We start from the raw sequence: 23,005 nt of genomic DNA, 5'->3' as shown, positions 1-23,005 counted from the left end.
TTGATTGACCCAAACGCTCGCATGGGATCAACCTGTTATGCCGGAACCGACCCATTCCAAGGTCCCATCGGCGAAGAACTGTTGCTTCCAAATGGGCACCTCTTTCTTGATGCGGTCAACCAGGTCCGAGCACACAGCGAATGCCTGTCCCCGGTGTCCCGCGGCTACAGCACAAACGAGAGCCGCGTCCCCAATTCCGAGTGCTCCCACCCGGTGCGATGCCCAGATCCGCACGGGAACGACTTCCTCCGCCTCATCAGCGGACGAGTACTTGGCAGCGACCGCTTCCAGAACATTTTTCAACGCCTGGTGTGCGGTGGGGTGAGCAGTGTAGGTCAGTCGGTCGACTGCCTTACCGCCGTCGTGATTGCGTACCACTCCACAAAAACTGACTACTGCTCCGGACGTGCTCGAATCCACAGCCGCTGTGGCCACCTCGACGGAGATGGGCTGATCGCTGAGCTCGCAATTGACTACGGCAAAGGCTTGCCTCGTTGTCTGCGCTGCGGTGGCAGCTTCTCCTGCGTCCGTATGTTGGTCGGTGCTCATTCCTGTCCTCTCATTCAACGGTAGTCGCCTGTCAAGCCCACTCGTGTCTCCAGTCACGCCTATTCCTCCGAGGTTTTCAGAGACCAGTCCCCACTCTTGCCGCCAGTCTTGGCAAGTACCCGGATATCCGTAAGAACAGCGTGCTTGTCAACGGCTTTGATCATGTCGTAAACGTTCAGGGCGGCGACGCTTACTGCAGTCAAAGCTTCCATCTCTACTCCTGTCACACCCCTAGTCTTAACGGTTGCAACGAGCCGCACGCTGTCAGGTCCCAGTACGAAGTCGACCGTCGCCCTGGAAACAGGTAAGGGGTGGCACAGCACAATCAATTCGGACGTTTTCTTGGTCGCCAGGATGCCTGCGATCCGGGCGACGGCCATGGCATCGCCCTTGGGCAATCCCTCCGATGAGAGCAGCAGCAGGACTTCGCGAGTCGTACGAACTGTTGCCGTAGCTGTTGCCTCCCGGTTGGACTCAACTTTTTGTGAAACATCAACCATGTGGGCAGTGCCGTCCGTGCGCAGGTGGGTGAGGCCCGCGGACCAACCTTCAAGCGTCAAACCGCCCATACCTCCACCTCTGATCCCTCCGCCAGTTCCGAAATTCCCTCTGGGATGTGCACCAAGACATTTGATCGAGCAAGTGCTCCGAGCAAGTGGGAACCTTCGCCGCCTTCCAGTCGAACAGTGCCGTTCGCTAAGAGGACACCCCGCCGGACCTGGTGCTTTTTCGGGGGCGACGTTAAGGGATGCGAAAGGGGTGCGCGGAACGAGAGCCGGGGAGCCGGCGCAGCAAACATTTCGCCCAGGAGCGGACGCAGGAACATCTCAAACGAGACAAAGCAGCTCACCGGGTTTCCAGGGAATGCGAGGATCGGAGTGCCCTCGAAGGTGCCGACTCCCTGGGGACCGCCGGGCTGAATGGCAACGTGGGAAAATTCGACGTCATGATCGGTCATGGTCTGCCTAACAGGCTCGTAGGCGCCCGCGCTCACGCCGCCACTGGTAACAATCAGGTCGACGTGCGCGGCATGGATTTTCAAGAGTTTCGATAGGGCGCCCGGCTCATCCTTGACTATGCCTGCCCTGACGACGTTGAGCCCTGCCTGAAGCATAGAGGACTCCAGGAGCGTGTTATTTGCATCGTAAATCTTGCCCGGTTCGGGCTTCTCACCGGGCTCAAGGACCTCGTCCCCGGTGGTGGCCAGCAGGACAGTCAGCTTTTGAGTAACAACAACTTCAGTGACACCCAATGCGGCGAGCAGACCAAGCTGGCGCGGACCGAGCACGGTTCCGGCGGGCAGTGCGCATTCGCCTTTAGCTATATCACTCCCTGCGCCGCGGACAAACGTACCGGCAGCTGTCTCAGGAAGCCACACTGTCGTATCCAACCCAGGGGGAGGGAAGTGGTTTGGCGCTGCCCGTTCAATGGGGACGACAGAATCAGCTCCATCGGGTAGCAGGGCCCCCGTCATGATGGGAGCAGCTGTCCCTCCAGCCAGAGGTGCCGGTACTGTGCCTGCCGGGACGGGTGATACCACACGCAATTTCCCTTGGCCGTCAGTGATGTCGCGGGATTTAACCGCATAGCCATCCATTTGGGAGTTGGTGAAGGGTGGCAAATTTGCCGGTGCCTTAACGGTTTCGGCCAGGCCACGGCCCAACGCTTGCATTAAGGGGATTCGCTCTACCTGGGGTGGGGTCAACAGCGGAAAGAGCACGTCCCGGATTGCCTGCAGGTGTGTCGATACACTTCGATGTTCATGTTCCGGCAGAGACCTTCCGAGGATCCGGGGGCCGGGACGCTTGCCCCCCAGTCCGGTCAGCTGCTCTTCTTGCCTTTGCATGTCCTGCCTCCGGGAGATCTTTTTCGGTCTGGTGAATCCTGCTCGGCCACGCCAACCTGCTTATTCTTTCCAACGAAGCTTTTGGCGGAAGCATCTCTCTGGTTCTCGTGTGCGCCCCAGGTTCGATCGTGTTGCGCAAACTGGTCCTCCTGGGTGCAAAGTGATTCCAACAGGAAAGCGACGCTTCAGCTATAACTACTTGCCACAACTGGCTTCCGCAATTGTCAGTTCCAGCACAAAGGCCCCTGCCCTGCTTCGCGTAGCCTGAAGACATGAGTATCCAGCTAGGCATGCCGCAACCCCGGGAGGATGCCGGGCTGTCCGTATCCGCGTCAAGGCCTGCCGGCATAGGCGCCGCGCTGGTGGACCGGTATGGGCGCCGCGCCACTGACCTGAGGTTATCGTTGACGGATAAATGCAACCTCCGCTGCACCTATTGCATGCCTGCCGAGGGGCTCCAATGGCTATCCAAGCAGGCGGTCATGTCAGCCTCGGAAATTATACGGATCGTCCGGATCGGTGTGGAGAACCTGGGTATCCGCGAACTGCGGCTGACCGGAGGCGAACCCCTGGTCCGCCACGATCTACTGGGGATCATCGCCGAGTTGCGGCGAAACCACCCTCAGCTGCCGATTTCAATGACCACGAACGGTGTGGGGCTCGCCAAAAAAGCGGCCCCGCTCAAGGCTGCCGGGCTGACCCGGATTAACGTCTCGTTGGATTCGCTGCATGAGGAGACCTTCAACCAGCTGACGCGTCGGCCCTTCCTGGACCAAGTCCTGGCCGGGGTGGATGCCGCGTGGTCCGCCGGACTGGGGCCGGTCAAGCTCAATGCCGTATTGATGCGGGGCATCAACGATGCCGAAGCTCCTTCGTTGCTCGCGTGGGCGCTTGACCGTGGTTACGAACTAAGGTTTATTGAGCAGATGCCGCTGGACGCTGATCACGGGTGGACCCGGCGCAACATGATCACAGCAGCCGAAATCCGTACGCTGCTGTCCACTGACTTTGTCCTCACCCCGGATCCTCGGGCACGTGAGGGCGCGCCGGCGGAACGTTTCGAAGTACGGCGTCGGGCAGTTGGGTCGGAGGTGACTGACACTTCGTCGGCAGGGGGCCAGAACGTGCGTCCGGCGCTTGGGACAGTGGGGATTATCGCTTCAGTCACTGAACCCTTCTGCTCGGATTGCCGACGGACACGGATCACGGCCGAAGGTAAGATCATGGGCTGCCTGTTCTCCCGCGAGGAATTCGACCTGCTGGGTCTTCTGCGATCAGGCGCCTCAGACGAGGCTCTCGCACGGCGGTGGCAGGATGCAATGTGGCTCAAGCCAAAAGCTCATGGCATGGATCATGTAGGACTAGACGCCCCGGACTTCGTCCAGCCGGACCGCAGCATGAGCGCCATTGGAGGATAGCTCTTTATGAACGTACGCTATTTTGCTGCCGCACGTGCTGCTGCCGGATTTGAGGAAGAAATGTTCGACCTTGCAGACGGCACGACTGTGGCAGGGCTCCTGAAGGCCATACGGTCCGTAAAACGTCCGGAACCTCCCGCAGGGACTCCCCCTCTGACCAATATTTTGGCAAGAAGCAGCCTCCTGTTGAATGAAGTTGCAGTGCGTGATCACTCAACGGTTGTAGGTCCGAACGATGTGGTTGACGTGCTTCCCCCGTTTGCCGGCGGATGAGCCGCTTCAGCTTTTTGTGCATCCGGTCTGCAACCCAGTGTTGCCAATCTTGAAGGTCTTAGCGCGCTTCACGGGCTTCTCGACAGCGTGCGACACGTACAACGTCGTCGTAGCGGCGATCGTTCTTCAGCTAGTTGTACTGGCCTGGTGTATTTGTGTTTGATGCCGGGACCAAGAGCTTCGTTGAAAACCCGTGAGCGGTAGCAGGAACCGTTGTCGGTCAGCACCCTGCGGGGTGAGACCCCGTAGCCCTGAAAGTAGGCGCTGCCCCCTTGCCAGAATCGGGCAGCGTTGTTGTCCTGCCGCTCGTCTAAGAGGATCTCTGAATACGCGAGCCGTGAGTAGTCATCAATGGCGGTGTGAATGTGGCTAGCCGGGTTTAGGGCGGCCTTAGCAGTGTCCGCGGTTGGACCAGCCCTTGGCCCGGCCCACGGCCCTGTTGCCTCCTCCGTCGGGGACCCGGCCGAGCTTCTTGACGTCGACGTGAACGAGAGCTCCAGGGCTGTTTGTTCGTAGCGGCGAATGACTCGTCCTGTCGCCCGATCCAGACAGGACAGCCTCGCCAGACGATAACGGGACAGGACCTTGTGGACCGTGGACGGGTGCAACCCGAGCAAACAAGCGATGCGGGCCGGCCCCCAGGGCCGGTTCACCCGTAGGGCAATGATCCGCCGCTCGACCCGCTGTTGTGTCCGCTGCGGGGATGATGCAGGACGGCTCGAGCGGTCATCCATACCCTTGGCGCCGAGCTCGCGCGCCTGGGGACCAAGCTCAAGATAACGTTTGGCCCAACGGGCGGCGGTCGGCACAGAAACCTGCAAACGTTCGGCAGCGCGCCGCAACGGCCAGCCATCATCGACGATACATTTCGCCAACTCAAGCCGCCCCAAGGACGCGAGGAAAGCGTTAGGGTGGGACACGAAGACCTCCGATTGTGGAACTTGACTCTAGACAAGCCCCGCTCCACTCGGAGGTTTTCTTCATATCGCCATGCCATGCCGACTGTCACCAACGTCCGTGGGTAACACAGCTGATATGTAATTCTTGTGTCAAGAGCGTGGGGATGCAGTCCCAAGGTTTTGGGCCGTGGGACTGCATCCTTTGTTTTGCCGGGGTGATCGTTGGTGTGGGTTAGCGTGTCGTTGGCGACGGCGCGGTCAGACTGATATGCGCGGGTTGGTTACCGCAGGACGATGTGTTCGGCTGGAGGCTACCGCTGGTCTAGGAAGATCGGGCATACCCTGTTGGGGGCGCCCATAGCTGTATCGCGGGTTTACTCCACACGCTGCGATTACCCCACCATCGCTGGCGTCCCGGCTGTTCCGTTCCGTGAAGGGACGGAAGTCAGGTAGTTGTTTGGGTGGTCTCCAGGCTTCCGGTAGCGAGGGACCAACACCAGCCGGAGAGCTCGCGGGCGATGGCGACGTTTGCGATGACGGGCCGCTTGCGGCGTTCGAGGTAAATCATCCAGCGTTCGTGCAGGCGCCGGTTCCCTGCATGGCCACGTGCTCGGGCCTGGGAACTGGCTTCTTCCCACCGTGAGCGCATGAGCCGGGACGAGACGTTGTATGGTCTACGGTGGTGCCAGGCTGCTTCGACGAGTAGCCGGCGGGCATGTCCGTTTCCGGTTTTCGTGATGGATCCCTGGGACCGGGACGCCCCCGATGAACGCTCGGTCGGGACCAGGCCCAGATATGCGCCGATCGTTGAACCGGTAAACCGGTCCCAGTCACCGATCTCCACGGCAAGACCAAAAGCCGTCAGCGTAGATATCCCGCGCAGGCACTGCAGCGACCGGACAATGGGCGTGTATTCGCTTGCATAGGCCATGGAGGCGATCGCCTGATCGAGGCGGTCACGGCGGTCCGAGATCTCATGCATCGCTTCCAGCGAGGACGCATAGGTCAGTTGTCGGGCCGGAGAATCGAATCGCTGGCGTGCGAGCCAGAGTTCGTGGGTTCCGGTCCAGGCCTGCCCGCCGGAATACACGATGCCCTGTCGCAACAAGAGCTTGGAAATGCGGTGCCGGGAACGCATCAGGTCCCCGCGGACATCTTCACGGAAACGCACCAGATCCCGGGCCGCTTCCTGATCCACCGAAGGAACCTGGACCGCCGTGATCTCACCGAGTTTGAGCAACCGGGCCAGATGCAGAGCATCCCTCGCATCGGTCTTTACCCGGTCACCGGACGGGCGCTGAAGCTTCGACGGGGCTGCAATCACCGTATCGATGCCGGCAGAAAGCAGGAACCTGGCCAAGCCAAAACCTGTTGGACCTGCCTCGTAAACGACCTTTGCCGGCGGAGGCAGCGAGATGATCCAGGCAAGAATCTCATCCCGGTCCGGCGTCAAACGGCGCCGGAAAACTTCCCCGGTCCGACCGTCCAACGCACAGGCCACAACACTACGGGCATGGACATCCAGGCCAACGCTTGTACGCTCGAACATAGCTGGAACCTCCAAATTTCAAATGTGGCTCTACCTGTTCGCCAAGTGTGGCAGGCAACCCACGACTTGCTTTGAAAAGGAGGTTCCAGCCCCCTGGACCACATTTCCCGGGCCCTTCTGACAGAGGGCCATCAGCGCCGGAACAAGATCCGGAGCGTCCACCCCCCCACCCGTCATTAGGGACAGAGGATCCAAGCTGGACGCTCCGGAAACGGTCCGGCGAAAATGGACCTCCAGAAGGGTCCAGAAGCTCCACAGCTGCTTCGCCTAAGCCGGCAACCTCCTGCTCATATCGTCTAGTGGATGCGTACCAACCGTGATGAAGAGTCGGGATCTGAACATTGGTAGTTGCTCCCGTGGATTCTGGTGACTTTCGAATGGATGGCGAACACCTGAAGTTCGTTAGGTGCCGCCGCAGGAGTACCAGTAGCCATACCTTCGCATTTGGTGCAGGGGTAGACAGTTACGGCCCCCTGGACGGCGAACGCATGCGAAGAAGCACACGTGGGCTTGCGTTTCTGGCTCATGCGCGATAGCCAGCGCACATAACAGGCTGCCTGCAAAAATCAGGGGACGCAGGGGCGTGCCCACCCGGTCGTTTAAAGGAACAGTCCGTGACGTCTAAACGGACCCTTTGTCCTGCGTACCCTTTTCCCTGCCCAGGACCGGAATGGTGGGCGCGTTGTTCCTTGTGCACACTTCGACAAAAGGTCGGATGTAGTTGTCCTTCAATGCCATGCAAAAAGTCACGGCGGGTAGGGGAAGATGAAGGTCATTCGAGGGAGTGAAGGATGAAACTACCTAATATCAGATACGCATCACCAGCATCAATTGAAGATGCCTGCGATCTACTGTCAGCTGACGAGGACTCCAAGATCATTGCTGGAGGCCAGAGTCTGCTGCCTGTCATGGCCATGCGCCTAGCCCAACCGTCCGTCATTGTAGACCTGGGATACGTTCCTGGCCTGACTGACCTGGAGGAAGTCGGAGACTACATCCGCTTCGGACCTATGGTCACCCATGCAACGATCGTCAGTTCCCCTGCCGTTGCCAAGAACCTGCCAATGATGGTGGCAGCTGGCCACCACATAGCCCATCCCCAGATTAGGAATCGAGGGACCTTGGGCGGAGCCTTGGCCCATGGCGATGCAGCGGGCGAATGGCCGCTCGTATTGCTTGCCCTCAATGGAATGGTGGAGGTTCAAAGTGTAAGAGGACGGCGCACCATTGATGCCGATGACTTGTTCGTCGGTCCGTACATGACGAGCATTGCCGCTGACGAGATCATCACTGACGTTTGGCTACCTTCACGTCCCGACGGATGGGGCTATGGGGAGTTTGCTAGACGATCTGGAGACTATGGGCTCGCCAATGTCGCAGTCGTAATGTCGATTGAGGGTTCACAAATTTCAAATGCGCGGGTGGCCGTTGGAGCCGCTGTTGGCAAAATCCAACGAGTGCCCGAGGCGGAAGACGTCCTCAACGGATCAGAGCTGTCACCGGAAAGGGCAGAAGTAGCCGCAAAAGCTGGAGCGAAATCGCTCTCGTATATCTCAGACATCCACGGCTCGGCCGAATATCGCCAAGGCCTGGTGCAGGAGCTGATTCGGCGCACCATAGTTGAAGCAGGAGCACGTACGTGACATCATCATCCCCATCAGAACGCGTCGAAATAGACGTGGAAGTAAACGGACGTCGGCGCACTGTTGCAGTAGACGCGCGCGATACTTTGGCCGACCACCTGAGGAATGACCAAAAGCTCACCGGCATCAAGCTCGGATGTGAGCATGGGGTTTGCGGTGCGTGCACGATCCTCATGGATGGGGCTGCCGTGCGGTCCTGCCTGACCCTTGCCGCCCAGGGAAACGGACGCAGCATACGGACCGTCGAGGACCTGTCGGATGGCGCTGCCCTTAGCCCACTTCAGGAAGCATTTAAAAAGCACCATGCCCTCCAGTGCGGTTTTTGCACGGCAGGGTTCCTCATATCAGCTACAGAGTTGCTAGACGCAAACCCTAGTCCGACAAAAGACGAAGTTGTCGAGGCCCTCTCCGGTAACTTATGCCGATGCACGGGCTACCAGACGATTGTTGAGGCTGTCCTGGATGCAGCGGGTCAGATTGGAAACTAAAATGGACAACCCACATTATTACTCTCCTCCTATAACAAGAAACGTTATAGGCAAGCGGGTCCCACGAACTGAGGACGCAAGACTTCTTACCGGGCGGGGAAAGTACCTGAACGACATCAACGTTGAGGGCCAGTTGCATGCTTGTTTCGTGCGCAGCCCTGCTGCTCATGCTCAAATCACGGGCATTGATACGTCGGTCGCCTCAGAGATGCCTGGCGTTCACCTTGTCTGGACGGCTTCTGACATCGAAAAGTACTGCGCCGGCATCGAGGCACAATATACGGCTGAGGGATGCGAAGCGATGACCATGCCGCTCTTGGCTAAGGACGTCGTACGTTACGTGGGTGAACCGGTTGTATTGATAGTCGCAGACTCGCGAGCGGTAGCAGAAGATGCGTGTGATCTCGTAGGTCTCGAGCTCGAGCCCCTCGAAGTCGTGCTTGACCCCCGCAAATCCATCCAAGGGGGCCCAGTAGCAAACGGCGAACGCCCTGACAATGTGGGCATTCGCGGGAGAGCAACCTTTGGGGACGTGGATGAGGCGTTCGCCAATGCCGAGCATGTCGTTTCCGCCCTGTACCACCCTGGTCGGGTGGCAGCCGCCCCTATGGAGACGAGGGGTTGTCTAGCGGACTACGAATGGACTGAGGACCGGCTTAGGCTATGGGCGTCAACGCAGATGCCCCATTACGTGAAGATGTGCCTGAGCCTCTTTCTTGGTTTCGATGAGTCACGAAGCGAGGTCATTTCTCCTGATACCGGCGGCGGTTTTGGGCAGAAAGCGCACGTATTCCCTGAAGAAATGCTCATGCCGCTCGCTTCGAAGCACCTGAAGACGCCAGTAAAATGGGTAGAGGATCGGCGCGAAAATCTTTTGGCCGGTTCACACGCCCACGAGCAGTTCGTCACAATCCAATATGCCGCCAACGCTGAGGGACGAATAACTGGGGTTCGGACCCATTCTTTAGTTGACGGAGGCGCCTACCATATGCCCCCGCAGACTATGGCTGTGGAATGCTGGGCTACCGCGGCCGTCACGCCCACCGGTATATACGATATCCCAGCGGCGGAGTACGTTTACGAGGGGGCCGTCACCAACAAGTGCCCCATGGGCGCTTTCCGCGGGGTTGGATACACGGCGGGAACCCTCGCCCGGGAATCCCTTATGGATGATCTGGCGCGACAGATGAAGGTGTCTCCTTTTGAAATCCGGAGACAGAATGTTGTTAAAGAATTTCCGTGGACAAATCCCCAGGGGGTCGTGTACGAGGAGGGGTCATTTCTTGAGGTAATCAACACCTTGGAAGAAATGGTCGACTACCCGGCCTTTCTCAAACGACAGGAAGAAGCCCGCAAAAACGGCAAATACCTGGGGTTGGGAATCAGCGTCTTCGTCGAAAGTAGTGGCGAGAGCACGGGCATGATGCAGGCCCATGGCGCAACCGATGTGTTCCATGACACAGCAACCGTCAAAATGGATTCGACCGGCTCGGTGACAATAACCTCGGGTTTGAATTCACAGGGGCAGGGCCACCAAACGACCCTAGCCCAGGTAGCCGCGGATGTCTTAGGCATCCCCTTCGAATCGATCAGCGTCGATGCGGGAACTTCCACCAAGGGCGCCTATGGCAGCGGCACCATTGGAAGCCGCGCAGCCGTCATCGCCGGCGGATGTGTTAATCGTGCAGCCCATGCCATTCGCGAAAAACTGGTTGCCGTTGCTGCCAATATGCTCGAGTCTTCTGAGGAAGACATCGTTTTGGAAGAAGGCTTCGCATCCATCGTAGGGGCTCCGGAATCGCGAGTGAGCGTCGCCGACGTGGCCATGGCAGTCTACTGGGACTCATCCAAGTGGCCCGCCGGTTTTGAACCCGGATTGGAGTTCACTAAGGCATGGGACACATCCCGGCCCATGTTTTCGAACGGCGGTCATGCCCTTATCGTTGAACTGGATCCCATCACCGGGTTTGTAACAGTCGAAAAGGTCTATTCCGTCGAGGACTGCGGCGTTATCATCAATCCCACAATTGTAGAGGGCCAAATTCGCGGTGGGGTCATACAAGGAATTGGCATGGGCCTTTTCGAGCAGCTTGTCTACGATAATTCAGGAAACTTGTCTACAACGTCTTTCCTGGATTACCAGACGCCAACGATGGATGTTTCTCCCCCATTTGAAATCAGGCACATTGAAACCCCGTCGGTGATGACAGCGTCAGGCGTGAAGGGGATGGGAGAGTCTGGTCTGATCTCGGCACCGGCTGCCGTACTCAACGCCGTGAATGATGCACTCTCTCCCTTTGGTTCCGTTCTCTATGAACTTCCAGCAACCCCCGAGAAAATTATCCGCGCCACCAAGGGAATTGTCGACCTGGAAGGCCCGGAGGATTGGTCAGACCTGTGGGATCGGGCAGGGGTGCCCGCGCTCGATCGAGGCCCAATGGATACGGAGTAGGGACAGCATGCGTGCGTCCCTGATTGCAGACCCAAATTCCAAAGTCCAGGACATGTGAAAGAAGGCAAAATTTGTATGACGCAATTGTGGTTGGCGGCGGTTTTAGCGGTCTGAAAGCAGCACGCGACCTTACCAATGCAGGCAAAAAAGTACTTCTCCTTGAAGGGGGCGACCGCCTTGGAGGGCGAGCGTATTCCCGGGAGTCCCGGAATGTACCCAACCTGCAGGTCGAGATAGGTGGAGCGTACCTACACCGAAAGCATCACCCGCGGCTGGCAGCCGAATTGGACCGGTACGGAATTGCCACGGCGGCTGCTACCGAGTTCACCTCGTTTAGGCATCGTTTGGGCCCGACCGCACTGAATCAGGCATTTCCTATTCCCGGTTCGGAAGCAGTTGCAGTGGAAGCAGCCACCTACACTTTGCTGCGGGATGCGCACAGAATTGACCTGGAAAAGGGGTTGGAGAACCAGGACCTTGAGGACCTGGACATCCCACTCATCGAGTACGTCGACGGGCTCGACCTGCCCCCTGTTTCCAGGCAGTTTTTGCTCGCCTGGGCGTGGAACATGCTGGGCCAGCCTGCTGACCAGTCATCCGCGTTGTGGGCGTTGCAACTTGTTGCAGCACATCACTACAGCATCCTCGGCGTGCTTTTCTCGCTGGATGAAGTATTTGCCAATGGTTCAGCTGACCTGGTCGACGCCATGAGCCACGACATTCCTGAAATCAGGATGCAGAGCGTCGTTACCGGCATAGATCAGTCAGGCGATGCAGTGCATGTGACCCTCAAAAGCGGGGACGCCTTCCAAGCACGTTCCGTGGTAATTGCTACCCCAATGAACACTTGGCGGAGGATTCTTTTCACCCCGGCCCTACCTGAAAACCGGCGGTCAGTAATTGAGGAAGGGCACGGTGGCCGCGGACTTAAAATTCTGATTCACGTGCGGGGAGCGGAAGCGGGAATCGAATGCGTCGGAGACGGAATTTTTCCCACGCTTTACGACTATTGCGAGGTGTCGGAAAGCGAACGACTGTTGGTGGCGTTCACCGACTCGGGATCCTTCGATCCTACCGATCTCAGTGCTGTCAAGGACGCTGTGCACTACTATCTACCGGAGGTTGAAGTCCTCGGCATCGATTATCACGACTGGATCAAAGACCCACTTTTCGAAGGGCCCTGGGTCTCACCCCGAGTACGACAGTTCAGTCGAGTACACAAGGAACTTGGTGAACCGGCAGGCCGTGTTTATTTTGTAGGATCCGATGTGTCGTTGGGGTTCCCGGGATATATTGAGGGCGCGCTGGAAACCGCTGACTCGGCGGTCAACGCGATTCTGCGTTCGTAGAACGAGGGCTTCCTGATGCTCTCCCCGGAGCTTATGGTTCGCTCGCAGCCGGCGCAGTCATCCGGCCAAAAACGCTGACAAGAATGCCGTTGCACGGTCCCATGAACGCCATCGGCCATCAGGAATGATGGCCGATGGCGTTCTGTCGGGATCAAAAATTAGGTTTAGGTGTTTGGGTGTAGCGTGATCCTCTAACCCAACGGTGCCCCCGATCCCGCCTCATGATCCTCCTGCTCCAGGGAGGGTCACTGCTATCCGTTTGGTAGCCAAGTTTCCTGCTCAGGGCCTTGCCGCGCCCCCGCAGGAACTGGACCACTGCCTCCGCCCGTGAGAGTTGCTGCTTCGCCTGGTCGTCCTCGGACCTCGCCGGTTCACAAATTCGATGCCTCACATCCCTTTCCTATACACAGGCAGTTTGTGCTCACCCCGTTCACTTCGAGGAGATGAATTTGATGTCTATCGGTGCTATCGCCGGTCTGATTTCCGCTGGGGTCTTTGCACTCCTTGTTCTACTGCTTGCAGTGCCGATCATGAAACTCGGCCAGGTACTAGACGAGGTACGAATTGCGATTAGGTCGTTGAGCGACGGTGCGATTCCGATAATGGATGGGGCCACAGCTATTGTGGCCACCGCCAATCAACAACTTAGGAAAGTGGACGGCATTGCGTCGAATGTCTCTGATGTTAGTGCCAACTTCTCCGCCTTGACCTCCCTGATCACGGCCAGTGTCGGGGCACCCCTGATCAGAATGGCGGCTTTCAGCCATGGTGTCAGAACCGCTTTAGCGAAACACCCTAGGCCGGCTACAGGCCGACGAAGCCGCTAAAGTTCGGAGGCCAGTATGAACCGATTTATCTGGCTGGGAACCGGCATGCTTATTGCAGTCATTGCCCTTCGGCAAGTGAATGCAACAAAGACCGGACCCGGCCCGTGCAGGGCCTTATAGACGGTCTCAGGCGCGACGTGCAATTCCGGCTGTCCAGGAAGACACTACACAGCCGGTTGCCGATCTGGCGGGGGCTTCATCGCTGTTCGAGGTGCTCCCAGACGAAGGCCCACAGCTCCTGGATCGGACGACGGCGGGACTTTGCTTGCGATCTTCCCGGTTCGCTGACGACTCCTTCTGCGCTCGGCACTGCGCAGGGCTGTCTGCGGACGGTAGTTGCCAGAGGGTTCGTGAAGGTTGCGGCTGATCTCCGTGCTCACGGTAGCGGACTGCACCCGAGCTGCCGGGCAATGGCACGGATGCTACGCCGGGCATGCAGTAGGTCCGCAATCGTAATCCGTTCCGGCTCGGAGAGATGACGGCGGAGATCCCTGCAGGCCGCTGCTGTGAAATCGGTGCGTACGTCTTGATGTCTCCGGACTTTTAGACGACCGTTTGGCCGTGCCGCCACCGAGTGCCGGGACTACGGCTGGTTCCCACGATGCGGCAGGCTTCAGGATTGCCCATTTCCTGTTTTATCAGCTGATCATAGTGAGCCCGGGCAGCCATCTTCGGTGGAGCGCATCGACCCCTCGGCGGTCCTTTCATCTGGCCCAATTGCAACTCATAATCGCTCAGGTGTTGCAACCACCGCTAGACGGCAAGCCCACGCAACATGGCTCAGTTTTCGAGCATCGCTGACACCAGGGTTCGTTTTGGATTCGGATGCAGGCTTGGATACGCCATCAGCAGCACTAAGGAACGTTACGGTAGCGCTTAACACAGGGGAGGGGACAAGTTCCTCGAGTTGCAGGAGACGGCCTGTAAGCGGCCATGAAAAACTGCCCATAGGCGGCCACGAAATTGCCCACTGACGGCCAGTAGAACTGCCCACTGGTGGCCATGAGATCTGCCCACTTCCTCAACTGTTCCTGCCGCGTCTTCAGCGGCGGGGGCCTCTCCCCGGGATTTGATGACGGTGTCTAGTCGCACCAAATGTCGTCCCAGGAAGAGGCCCTGTATGAAGCATGACGGAGAAATCATGGAAATTCTTGCTGCCTATGATCTGACCGGATCGTTGCGCGCCACCGCGGAGCTCACGGGCTGCTCGCACCACACTGTAGCCAGGCACGTCGCCGCGCGGGACGCCGGCCGGCCAATTGCAGAACCGGCGCCCCGGCCCAGGGTCACGGACGCTTACCTGCCTAAGATCGAGGAATGGGTAGAGGCGTCCAAGGGCCGGATCCGCGCCGACAAGGCCCACGAAAAGCTGCTCGCCCTAGGCTATGAGGGGTCCGAGCGGTCTACGCGCCGGGCGATCGCGCAGGTCAAGGCCGCGTGGCGGCTCGGACACACCCGTGTGCACCGGCCGTGGATCACCGAGCCTGGGATGTGGCTGCAGTACGACTTCGGCGACGGGCCACGGATCGGCGGCGTAAAAACCATTCTGTTCGTTGCCTGGCTGGCGTTCTCAAGGTTCCGGATCGTGATCCCGTTGCGGGACCGGACCGCGCCGAGCGTGTTCGCAGCCCTCGACCGGTGCTTCCGGATCCTGGGCGGGGCACCAACGTATGTCCTGACCGATAACGAGAAAACCGTGACAACGGCCCATGTCGCAGGGGTTCCGGTGCGGAACCAGCAGACCCTGGACTTCGCCCGGCACTACGGGGTCACCGTGCTGACCTGCCAGCCCGCGGACCCTGCAACGAAAGGCGGAGTCGAAGCGTCGGTGAAACTGGCCAAAGCCGACCTCGTGCCCACCGACACGAACCTGAGGCCCGGTTACGCTTCCTTTGCCGAGCTGGAGGCCGCCTGCGAGGCGTTCATGGACGAGGTCAACAACCGCGAACACCGGGCCACCCGACGTAAACCCGCAATGGTTTTGGCGGAGGAAGCGGCCCGGCTGCACCGGATCCCGGAGACCGCGCACACGGTCGCGTTCGGGCTGGCCCGTATAGTCCCGGAGAACACCCCGATGGTCTCCTTCGAGAACGCCCAGTACTCGGTGCCGTCGCATTTGCTCGGCGCGAAGGTGTTCGTCCGCTCCCACGGCACCGGCCCTGACGAACAGGTCATCATCGTCCACCACGGCCCGACCGGCCCGGTCGAAGTCGCCCGCCACGGCCGGGCAAGGCCCGGCAGTCCCGCGGTCATCGAGGAGCACTTCCCAGGGACCAGTACCAGAACCCCGGGCGACTACGCCGTGAAGGCACGCACCGCCGGTGAAGCCGAGTTCCTGGCCATCGGCGCCGGCGCCAAGACCTGGCTCGTGGAAGCCGCGGCTGCAGGAACAGGCCGGATGAACATGAAAATGGCCGAGGCCGTGACCCTGGCCAAGATCGCCGGGACCGAGTCCGTGGACCGTGCCCTGGGAGACGCCGCGCTGCACGGCCGGTTCGCCCACGGCGACCTGCCCTCCATCCTGAACGCGAACATCCGCCGCACCACCACCCACGCCGCTAACGAAACCAGGTCCCTCACCCAAGGCACCAGCGCCTGGGCAGGCCTCGGCGCCGAGCCGTCCAGCGCCCCCGCAAAGGAGCAGAGCCGATGAGCCCGGTCACCACCACGAACACCACCGCCCCGGCCCTGCCGGCCGAACTGGAAGCGCTGATGCGGCAACTGAAGATGCCCCACGCCCGGGCACTGGCACCGGAGCTGATCGCGACCGCCCGCGCCCAGCGCTGGGAACCAACCGAGATCATCAAGGCACTGTTCACCGAAGAAGCCGCAGGCCGGGCCCGGTCCATGCTCGCCACCCGGCGCAAAGCAGCAGGCTTCCCGACCGGGAAGACCTTCGACGTCTGGGACCCCGCCGTCTCCTCCATCCCGGCGCCCACCCAGCAAGCCCTGCGCACCCTGGAATGGATCACCCGACGCGAGAACCTGGTCGTCTGCGGGCCCTCCGGCACCGGGAAAACGTTCTTCCTCGAAGCCCTCGGCCAGCAAGCCGTCGAAGCCGGGATGCGCGTTGCCTGGTTCAGACTCGAAGACCTCGGCGCCCTGATCCGTGCACACCGCACCGACGACAGCGTCACCCGGGCAGTGGCCAGGATCCTCCGCGCGGAACTCGTCGTGATCGATGACATCGGCCTTCTCCCGGTGGCCACCGACGCCGCCGAAGGACTCTACCGGGTCGTGGACGCCGCCTACGAGAAACGCTCCGTGGCCATCAGCTCGAACCTGCACCCCGCCGGCTTTGACGAGCTGATGCCCAAAACCCTCGCCACGGCAACCGTGGACCGTCTCCTGCACCACGCCCACGTCTGCCAAACCAGCGGTGACTCCATCCGACTCACTCAAGCTCTCGCCGGGAAAGGAGTCACCCAACTGAACTAACAAACCCTCGACGATGGCCAACCCCACCGACAACCCTCAGTGGGCAGATCTGTTGGCCATCACCGGGCAGCTTTACTGGCCACCAGCGGGCCGATTAACTGGCCGCCCGTGGGCAGAAACCAAAGGCCATTGACAACGGCCAGCGGCAGACGTCGCCCCGCCTGTGCAGAGCGACATAGCCCACGAAGACTGCGGGAAATGCAGGCCGTTGCATTCCCCGCAGTCCATGACCGAGGGTGGATCCCGAGCCAGGAGGAGTCGTGTCTGGCCCGGAAAATGTGGGGGGACTGTCCCAAGGGGTCTTGCAGTAATCTTGCGGTTAGTGGCTTCCTATCGGCAGTTGCCGCCTTGATTTCCGGTCACTCAGCTGTTTGGCCAGGATTCCCACATCGAGACCTGCTCAGAATCTTGGTACGCGGAGGCTGCGCGGAGCAGTATCTTCTGCAACGAAACTGCTTGCCAGAGCCGCCCACAGGGTTCGTGCGTCCGGATAGTTTCGTCTCCGCCCGGGAGCGCATTCTGTTGCATTCATCACCTCACGAGATGCCGCATTACTTCGCAGACCAACTGCCTGATTCCCCAAAGCCCGCAACCGGCGCGGAGGTGACAGCCATGGCCGAACGGCCATGAGACCGTTAGCGCTGACGTGACGTGGCCGACGCGTGTCAGCTGCTGTGATTCCTACATTGGAAGGCTTCTACTGTGGCTTCCACGATTTGTTGGTATCCCGTACACCGGCATATATTTCCGGAAATAGCTTCGCGAGCGGTTGTCTCATCGAGGGTAACGTCTTCGTCGTCGTAGAGAGGCTTAAGAGACATCAAGAAACCTGATGTGCAAAAACCGCACTGCAGGGCGTGGCACTTTGAGAAGGAACTTTGTAGCGGGTGAAGGTCGCCTTCCTGCTGTAGGCTTTCGACTGTTTCAATCCTGGCGTTGTTCGCCTGCACTGCCAGCACGGTGCAGGATCGAATGGGCTGACCATCCATCAGCACAGTGCAGGAACCGCAAACGCCGTGCTCGCAGCCTACCCGTGTCCCTCTGAGGTGCAGGTCTTCGCGTAGGAAATCTGCGAGGAGCCGACGAGGCTCGACGTCCGTTTCGTGGTTGACTCCGTTTACTTCAACCGTGAGGCGAAAGGCGTTCATCAGTATTCCATGCTTTCCTTTGTCGGTCTCGCGCGGTGCCGTGCTTGGGCGAGGGTTCGTTCGACGATTGTCCGAATAACTTGGGTGCGATAGGGAGCGCTCCCGTGCACTGTGGGCACGGGATCAAGCCCCTGTACCGCCACCCGGGCAGCTGTGGCAACGTCGGCGCTGGACAGGGTGCTGTCTATTAGGACTTTTTCCGCCTCTTGGCAGCGGATGGCGGTTGATCCTCCACCCAGGACAGTAATTCTCGCCCGCGAACATTTGCCGTGTTCGTCCAGGGTGACGATGGATGCCGCTCCTCCTATGGCGTAGTCGCCATGCCTCCGAGAGAACTCATCAAATGCAGCACCAGTGCCGGGAGGTAGCAGAGGTATGTTAACCTCCACAATGAGCTCGCCGGGAAGGATGCTCGAGACGAAATGTGAGACTAGCAGTTCCTTGATAGGAATCTTTCGCTCGCCTTGTAGAGACCGTGCGGTGACGGAGGCGTCAAGGGCTAGCAGGACTACGGGCAGCTCTGCCGCAGCATCAGCATGTGCAAGAGAGCCGCCAATCGTTCCTCGGGTACGAATTTGAGGGTGCGCGATCCACGCTGCCGCTTCCGACAAGATTGGAAGGTTTTGCGAAATGGTCTTGGAGGTCGTTAGCTTCGCATGACGGGTCAAGGCGCCAATCGCCATAGCATGGTCGGTCTTCTTTATGTTTGCCAAACCGGGCACCTGGTTGATGTCGACCAGAAGTGAGGGACGGGCCATCCGGAAATTCAGGAGCGGGACCAAACTTTGACCTCCGGCGATGACTTTCGCGTCATCGCCTCCCTCCGCGAGTAGGCGGAGCGCATCCTCAACCGAGTCGGCAACAACGTATTCGAAGGAAGGTGGCTTCACGGGCAATACCGCCGGCCGCGCTCATTGTTCATGCCACTACTTTGCCCCCTTGGTATGGCTTTGCGCTCTGCGTCATGGGACAAAACAGTGCCCGGACCTGCCTAGAACAGACAATTCCAAGCAGCGCTGATGCTGAGCGCCCTAACTCAGAGGATGTCTGTTTGGGCGATTGACTTCAGCAAACCATAAAGTCGTAGTGCGACAAGTAGTTCCACGTGGCGTTCGGCAACGCTGATGCCAAGCCGTTCTTCAATGGATCTGAGACGGTAGGCCACGGTGCGCTCATGAACCTGGAGTGCTGTCGCGGCCGCTACCGCATTGCAGCCGGCTGAGAAGTACGCCCGGAGGGTGTCACAGAGTATGTCTTTGCGGGGATCGGTGAGCAAAGGACCCAGCTGCTGCGCGACCAAATCACGCACCGCTTGCATATTTGTGGCGAAGACAGCTTCCAGAGCTACGTCGCTATAGTGCGTTATTCGCGCCCCCGTGAGACGGCCGACTTTGTAAGCTCTCCATGCGCGCTGGTGACTGTGCCGAAAGCCGGAGAAACCCTTGTCAAGGGATCCCAGGGCAAGATGTGCTCCATCGGGCAGGTCGCCTTCTGTCAATTGCGTTGCAGAGCTCAGTCCATCTGATACAGGCAACCAGCCCAGAAAAGCTCCGCCGGTGCTTTCCAGTATCAGTGGCGCATTGCTGTTAAGGATGGTGGCGGCAAGGGTGATCATCCCCTTCGGATCATTTCCCCAGGCCACCACTGATAGGTGGTTTCCTTCGAAGGGGTAGGCAGCGTTAGGTCGGGCCGTGCGCCTTCCTGAAATGAAGTCCCGCAACTCATTCCTCAGCCGGTGATCCTCAGACTTGTAGAAGAATCGATGCTGTTCGGAACGATACGCGTCGATGACGTTGGCAACGACCACGTCATGCCATCGGTGCTGTAACTGGGAGACCCACTTCTGGATCTCTAATTGCTGTGATGCATCTGGGACAAGAGTTGTTGTGAGGTCTAGGAGCACATCCCAGGTCGCAGATTGCAGCACTCTGTAGGTGTGGATGAGTTCGAGTAGATCCACACCGGCTTGGGCTGTTTCGCGCGCCTCAAGGGTGGCCTCCCGCAGGAAATTTTCGTCTGGTTCGTCTGACCCGGACAAGGCCCTGCTGATAGATAGCAGGGCGGCGGACAGCCGCTCAGACCGCCGCAGCGAAAGTGCCGGATCTAAGCCCACACCGGCCTGAACGTCATCATGGAGTCGGCGGACCATCGAGTCGGACAAGTGTTCGATATCTGATGTGACGGCGGCCGATATTGCCGATAGATGTTGTGTCTGGATCATGTTCCTATTTCATGCGCTGTGGTCTCGGCACAGACCAGGCCCCTTGATAGTCTCAGTGTATGACCATTGAGGAAGGACTGGACGAACTTTCCGTTGCAGTGAAGGCAAGGATTCCTGAAATCTACGACTGCATCCGGGCGAGACTGCAGTATACGTACGAAGACTATTCCGCCGCGACACGTAACTCGTCCCTCACGGAGGCAGAATCGGAAACCATCACAGCTTCCCTGCGTGATGTCCTCGAATACATCGGTCAAGGGCGGGTCGGGGCAACCAGGGCTTCCAATGAGACTCTCCGGGAGGTGAGGTTGGCGGCACGGGCCGGCGTGGACTTGCATCACCTGCTCCGGGGATCCAGGGCGGCTCAGGCCACTTTGTGGGAGTTTCTACTTGAGGAGGCGCACCGAATCATCACCGATCCCGTTCGAAGGTCCAAGGTCCTGAGGCATGCCAGTGCAAGCCATTTTGCCTGGAACGATAGAGTTTCTGCGTCCATCATCGAGACATACCAAATGGAGAGCACTGCATTCTCCAGGCAGAGTCAAAACCGGAGGAAGCTTTCGACGCTGAGGGCTCTCCTCGCTGGACTGCCAATAGATTCGACAGTTTTTTCCTATAACCTTTCAGGCCGGCATCTTGCTGCGGTTGTGTCCGGTGACGGTGTGGAGGCTGTGGCTCGGACCCTCGGCAGCGCATCTAGGATCCGTCCCCTTGTTATCACAGCCGAGGATGAGACCGGCTATATTTGGGCCGAGTGGTCGAGTCGATTGCCGTCACCACGGCAGGTTGTCCTGTCAAGTGACCTACCGAAGGACACGCGGATTTCGTTTGGGACTTTGAGCGAAGGCTTGGATGGGTTCGTAGTTACGCACAGACGAGCGCTGGAGGCCGACTCGGTCGCCCAAAAACTGGGCACCCAGGTCACCTGGTATGAAGATGTCATGCTTGAAGCGTTGGCTACGCGCGATCTCGCTGCCGTTACTTCATTTATTTCCGACGAATTGGGGGGCCTCGGGTTGCACCAAGACCCCCCAAGTAGGTTAGTCGAAACTCTCGAAGCATATTTTGCTTCGGGCCAGAACGCGGCAGCGGCAGCACAGCGTCTGGGAGTTCACAGCCGTACTATCGCTTACCGTCTAAAACTCATCGAAGGCAAAATAGGTTCACGTGGCTTGCTCCGAGATGAACTGCCCGTCGCCATCAGGCTCTCGCGGATGGTCGAGGCTATGAAGCTGGAGCTCGGCGGGTTGGAGGATTCTCCCGGTCTCCCGCAACCCGCCCTCTGAGTGAACCCCTTTGAGGAGTCGCTGCCAGCCAGCGGCTTCTACTCCACCAAGAACCAGATTTCCTTGAATGGCTCGTGAAACTCCCAAGTAGACGTGTGTCCCTTCGGAAGGAATACCAGGTCGCCGGCGGTTACAGGGACCGGCTCCTGGGATGCAAGAGTTAGCGTTGCGGAGCCTTCGACAACGTAAATGATCTCGTTATCGGTGAGTTCATAAGTTGTTGTGCACGGCTGCGAAGTGAAGATACCCGTGCCGAATTGTGGAGAGGAAGTGCGTTCAAAGAGCGTGAACCCGTGCCCGTTCGGGCTTCCCTCATGGACGACTACACCGTCCGGCTGCCAGGATTCAAGCGGGGCGGTGCCCGTGCTGACTTTCCTGATCTTATCCATTGTGCGGCCATCCCTTCATAGCCGGGGGAGGTGTCTTTCCCGTCACTAGAACATCTTGGAGCCAGTCTGCCATGTCAAGCCTGGGCCTGATTCCCAGATTGTGGCAGCAGTGATCGCCGTCCTTTTCAACTACCAGGGTCAGGTGTTCTGCCGGGACCAGTTCGAGGACAGTGTCCACGAAGGACAGTGGAACTTCGTCGTGCACGCCGTGCAGAATGTATGTAGGGCATGCGATGTTTGGTAGGACGTCCCGGGTCTCCAGAGCAGCATGGACGTGCTGCCTTGCTTCCTCCAGAGTGTCAACTTTGGAGACGTACTTCCAGCTTTCCTTTGTCAAGGGAGTCTCAAGGTCCCAGTAGTCCAGGTCGGAGAATCCGCCCCAGGAAATGCACGCCGCCAGACGCGGTTCACATGCGGCCGACTTGAGCGCATAGTTACCGCCCAGGCTTCGGCCCAAAACTCCGATAGCTTCGTTCCGGATTGCTTCAAGTCCGATGAGTAGATCCACTACCGCTGACGTGTACTTTTCGTAGTCACCGGCAATCCGCTTGTGTTCAAACATTTCGCCCTGCCCAGGCCCGTCAAACGTGGCAGTAGCCATGCCCCGATCGAGCACCAGGTTTTCCATCTGGAAACTTTCCTCTTTGGTGCTCTCCAGGCCACCGAGCATGATGACCGCGGGGTGTGGTCCCTGGCCTTCCGGAATTCGCACGTAAACAGGCATCGGAATGCCGTCAACCACCAGTTCGTGTCGCTGTGCGGGCGGGGACAAGAGTGGGGCTGCTTTCTGGTATAGTTCAACTTTTCGAGATTGGCCCTTCTGTCGGCGCTCATCGAACCAAAGGAACTGGGCGTACTGGGCGCACAGCGCCGCTGACATCAGGAGCTCACCGGCGGACAGGTCGTGGCCCAGGGCCACTTTACTTTCCGCTTCCTGCTCGTACTCATTTGCGAGATTCATCCAGTAGTCAAACCAGGTAATCTCCTTAGGCCTATCGCGGGCACCCACCATGTCCGAGTAGGAAACGCCGTCGAGGATAAGGCGTCCCCAGTTCAGCATTTCATCTTCAGGTTTCACTTGCGAAGTTACAGTCATACTGCCGTCTCCCTAAATTCAGACTTCCGTGACCCCGCACAAGGGGTCTGCGGAATGATCTTGCTATGGAAGCGGCGCGAGGGCGCCTACTAACTGCGGATACTTAGGCGGTGTTTTTGTCAATGCCTGAACAT

20 protein-coding genes and 1 pseudogene are annotated in these 23,005 nt (G+C 59.0%); 10 read left to right on the top strand and 11 right to left on the bottom strand.

The window, feature by feature from the left end; all coding sequences use genetic code 11:
• Positions 1–27 precede the first annotated feature (27 nt).
• The 3 genes from ACIGJD_RS19050 to ACIGJD_RS19040 are packed head-to-tail and all read right to left on the bottom strand — an operon-like array spanning position 28 to position 2,395.
• Positions 28–549: a molybdenum cofactor biosynthesis protein MoaE gene (locus ACIGJD_RS19050; RefSeq protein WP_159629971.1), complete on the bottom strand. Its 522-nt coding sequence runs from the start codon at positions 547–549 to the stop codon at positions 28–30.
• A 59-nt stretch (positions 550–608) separates the two neighbouring features.
• Positions 609–1,118, bottom strand: a complete 510-nt coding sequence (moaC, locus tag ACIGJD_RS19045; protein WP_159629973.1) for a cyclic pyranopterin monophosphate synthase MoaC — start codon at positions 1,116–1,118, stop codon at positions 609–611.
• Positions 1,106–2,395, bottom strand: coding sequence for a molybdopterin molybdotransferase MoeA (locus ACIGJD_RS19040; RefSeq protein WP_159629975.1), 1,290 nt, complete (start codon positions 2,393–2,395; stop codon positions 1,106–1,108). Before ACIGJD_RS19040 ends, moaC begins: the two co-directional genes overlap by 13 nt.
• Positions 2,396–2,667: 272 nt before the next feature.
• On the opposite strand from ACIGJD_RS19040, the gene moaA reads away from it, so the two are divergent.
• The gene (gene moaA / locus ACIGJD_RS19035) at positions 2,668–3,813 is read left to right on the top strand and encodes a GTP 3',8-cyclase MoaA (protein WP_201302373.1); all 1,146 of its coding nucleotides are present in this window, start codon (positions 2,668–2,670) and stop codon (positions 3,811–3,813) included.
• Positions 3,814–3,819: 6 nt separating this feature from the next.
• Positions 3,820–4,086: a MoaD/ThiS family protein gene (locus ACIGJD_RS19030; RefSeq protein ID WP_159629977.1), complete on the top strand. Its 267-nt coding sequence runs from the start codon at positions 3,820–3,822 to the stop codon at positions 4,084–4,086.
• A 140-nt stretch (positions 4,087–4,226) separates the two neighbouring features.
• Here ACIGJD_RS19030 and ACIGJD_RS19025 read toward each other — a convergent pair.
• Positions 4,227–5,006, bottom strand: a pseudogene (locus tag ACIGJD_RS19025) (helix-turn-helix domain-containing protein); the annotation flags it as partial.
• A gap of 424 nt (positions 5,007–5,430) precedes the next feature.
• On the bottom strand, positions 5,431–6,534 hold the full coding sequence (locus ACIGJD_RS19020) for an IS110 family RNA-guided transposase (protein ID WP_159629981.1): 1,104 nt from the start codon (positions 6,532–6,534) through the stop codon (positions 5,431–5,433).
• Between the two features lie 791 nt (positions 6,535–7,325).
• Here ACIGJD_RS19020 and ndhA point away from each other — a divergent pair.
• The 5 genes from ndhA (at position 7,326) to ACIGJD_RS18995 (ending at position 13,293) form a co-directional block, all read left to right on the top strand.
• Entirely contained in the window at positions 7,326–8,177 is an 852-nt protein-coding gene (gene ndhA, locus ACIGJD_RS19015; protein WP_159629983.1) for a 2,6-dihydroxypyridine 3-hydroxylase subunit NdhA, read from the top strand.
• On the top strand, positions 8,174–8,665 hold the full coding sequence (ndhB, locus tag ACIGJD_RS19010) for a 2,6-dihydroxypyridine 3-hydroxylase subunit NdhB (protein ID WP_328699835.1): 492 nt from the start codon (positions 8,174–8,176) through the stop codon (positions 8,663–8,665). Before ndhA ends, ndhB begins: the two co-directional genes overlap by 4 nt.
• Before the next feature lies 1 nt (position 8,666).
• Entirely contained in the window at positions 8,667–11,117 is a 2,451-nt protein-coding gene (ndhC, locus tag ACIGJD_RS19005) for a 2,6-dihydroxypyridine 3-hydroxylase subunit NdhC (protein WP_159629985.1), read from the top strand.
• Positions 11,118–11,188: 71 nt separating this feature from the next.
• Complete coding sequence (locus ACIGJD_RS19000; protein ID WP_159629987.1) at positions 11,189–12,466, top strand: (S)-6-hydroxynicotine oxidase; 1,278 nt, start codon at positions 11,189–11,191, stop codon at positions 12,464–12,466.
• 452 nt (positions 12,467–12,918) lie between these two features.
• Positions 12,919–13,293, top strand: coding sequence for a DUF948 domain-containing protein (locus ACIGJD_RS18995; RefSeq protein WP_159629989.1), 375 nt, complete (start codon positions 12,919–12,921; stop codon positions 13,291–13,293).
• Between the two features lie 376 nt (positions 13,294–13,669).
• Here ACIGJD_RS18995 and ACIGJD_RS18990 read toward each other — a convergent pair whose 3' ends face one another.
• Positions 13,670–13,864, bottom strand: a complete 195-nt coding sequence (locus tag ACIGJD_RS18990; RefSeq protein ID WP_159629991.1) for a helix-turn-helix domain-containing protein — start codon at positions 13,862–13,864, stop codon at positions 13,670–13,672.
• Between the two features lie 549 nt (positions 13,865–14,413).
• Between ACIGJD_RS18990 and istA the strand changes: the two genes are divergently transcribed.
• Together istA and istB are read left to right on the top strand one after the other, a co-directional pair.
• A complete protein-coding gene (istA, locus tag ACIGJD_RS18985) occupies positions 14,414–15,946 on the top strand; it encodes an IS21 family transposase (protein WP_223993174.1) in 1,533 nt (510 codons plus the stop codon).
• Positions 15,943–16,731, top strand: coding sequence for an IS21-like element helper ATPase IstB (gene istB, locus ACIGJD_RS18980; RefSeq protein WP_223917531.1), 789 nt, complete (start codon positions 15,943–15,945; stop codon positions 16,729–16,731). The genes istA and istB overlap by 4 nt, the downstream gene beginning before the upstream one ends.
• 665 nt (positions 16,732–17,396) lie before the next feature.
• On the opposite strand, the gene kdhB is transcribed toward istB, so the two are convergent.
• The 3 genes from kdhB to ACIGJD_RS18965 all read right to left on the bottom strand — a co-directional run bounded on the left by kdhB (position 17,397) and on the right by ACIGJD_RS18965 (position 20,100).
• Positions 17,397–17,879, bottom strand: a complete 483-nt coding sequence (gene kdhB / locus ACIGJD_RS18975; protein WP_159629993.1) for a 6-hydroxypseudooxynicotine dehydrogenase complex subunit beta — start codon at positions 17,877–17,879, stop codon at positions 17,397–17,399.
• The gene (gene kdhA / locus ACIGJD_RS18970) at positions 17,879–18,769 is read right to left on the bottom strand and encodes a 6-hydroxypseudooxynicotine dehydrogenase complex subunit alpha (RefSeq protein ID WP_159629995.1); all 891 of its coding nucleotides are present in this window, start codon (positions 18,767–18,769) and stop codon (positions 17,879–17,881) included. Before kdhA ends, kdhB begins: the two co-directional genes overlap by 1 nt.
• A gap of 146 nt (positions 18,770–18,915) precedes the next feature.
• Positions 18,916–20,100: a PucR family transcriptional regulator gene (locus ACIGJD_RS18965; protein WP_159629997.1), complete on the bottom strand. Its 1,185-nt coding sequence runs from the start codon at positions 20,098–20,100 to the stop codon at positions 18,916–18,918.
• Positions 20,101–20,159: 59 nt separating this feature from the next.
• On the opposite strand from ACIGJD_RS18965, the gene ACIGJD_RS18960 reads away from it, so the two are divergent.
• Positions 20,160–21,386, top strand: coding sequence for a PucR family transcriptional regulator (locus tag ACIGJD_RS18960; RefSeq protein WP_159629999.1), 1,227 nt, complete (start codon positions 20,160–20,162; stop codon positions 21,384–21,386).
• A 38-nt stretch (positions 21,387–21,424) separates the two neighbouring features.
• Here ACIGJD_RS18960 and ACIGJD_RS18955 read toward each other — a convergent pair whose 3' ends face one another.
• Positions 21,425–21,775, bottom strand: coding sequence for a cupin domain-containing protein (locus ACIGJD_RS18955; RefSeq protein WP_159630001.1), 351 nt, complete (start codon positions 21,773–21,775; stop codon positions 21,425–21,427).
• Positions 21,768–22,871 (bottom strand): 2,6-dihydropseudooxynicotine hydrolase, encoded by a 1,104-nt coding sequence (locus ACIGJD_RS18950; protein WP_159630003.1) that lies wholly within the window; start codon positions 22,869–22,871, stop codon positions 21,768–21,770. Before ACIGJD_RS18950 ends, ACIGJD_RS18955 begins: the two co-directional genes overlap by 8 nt.
• Positions 22,872–23,005: the final 134 nt, after the last annotated feature.

Source organism: Arthrobacter sp. E1SS-5 (genome assembly GCF_057073715.1).
The sequence above is the reverse complement of the archived record's forward strand: the minus strand, read 5'-3'. Positions and strand labels throughout refer to the sequence as shown.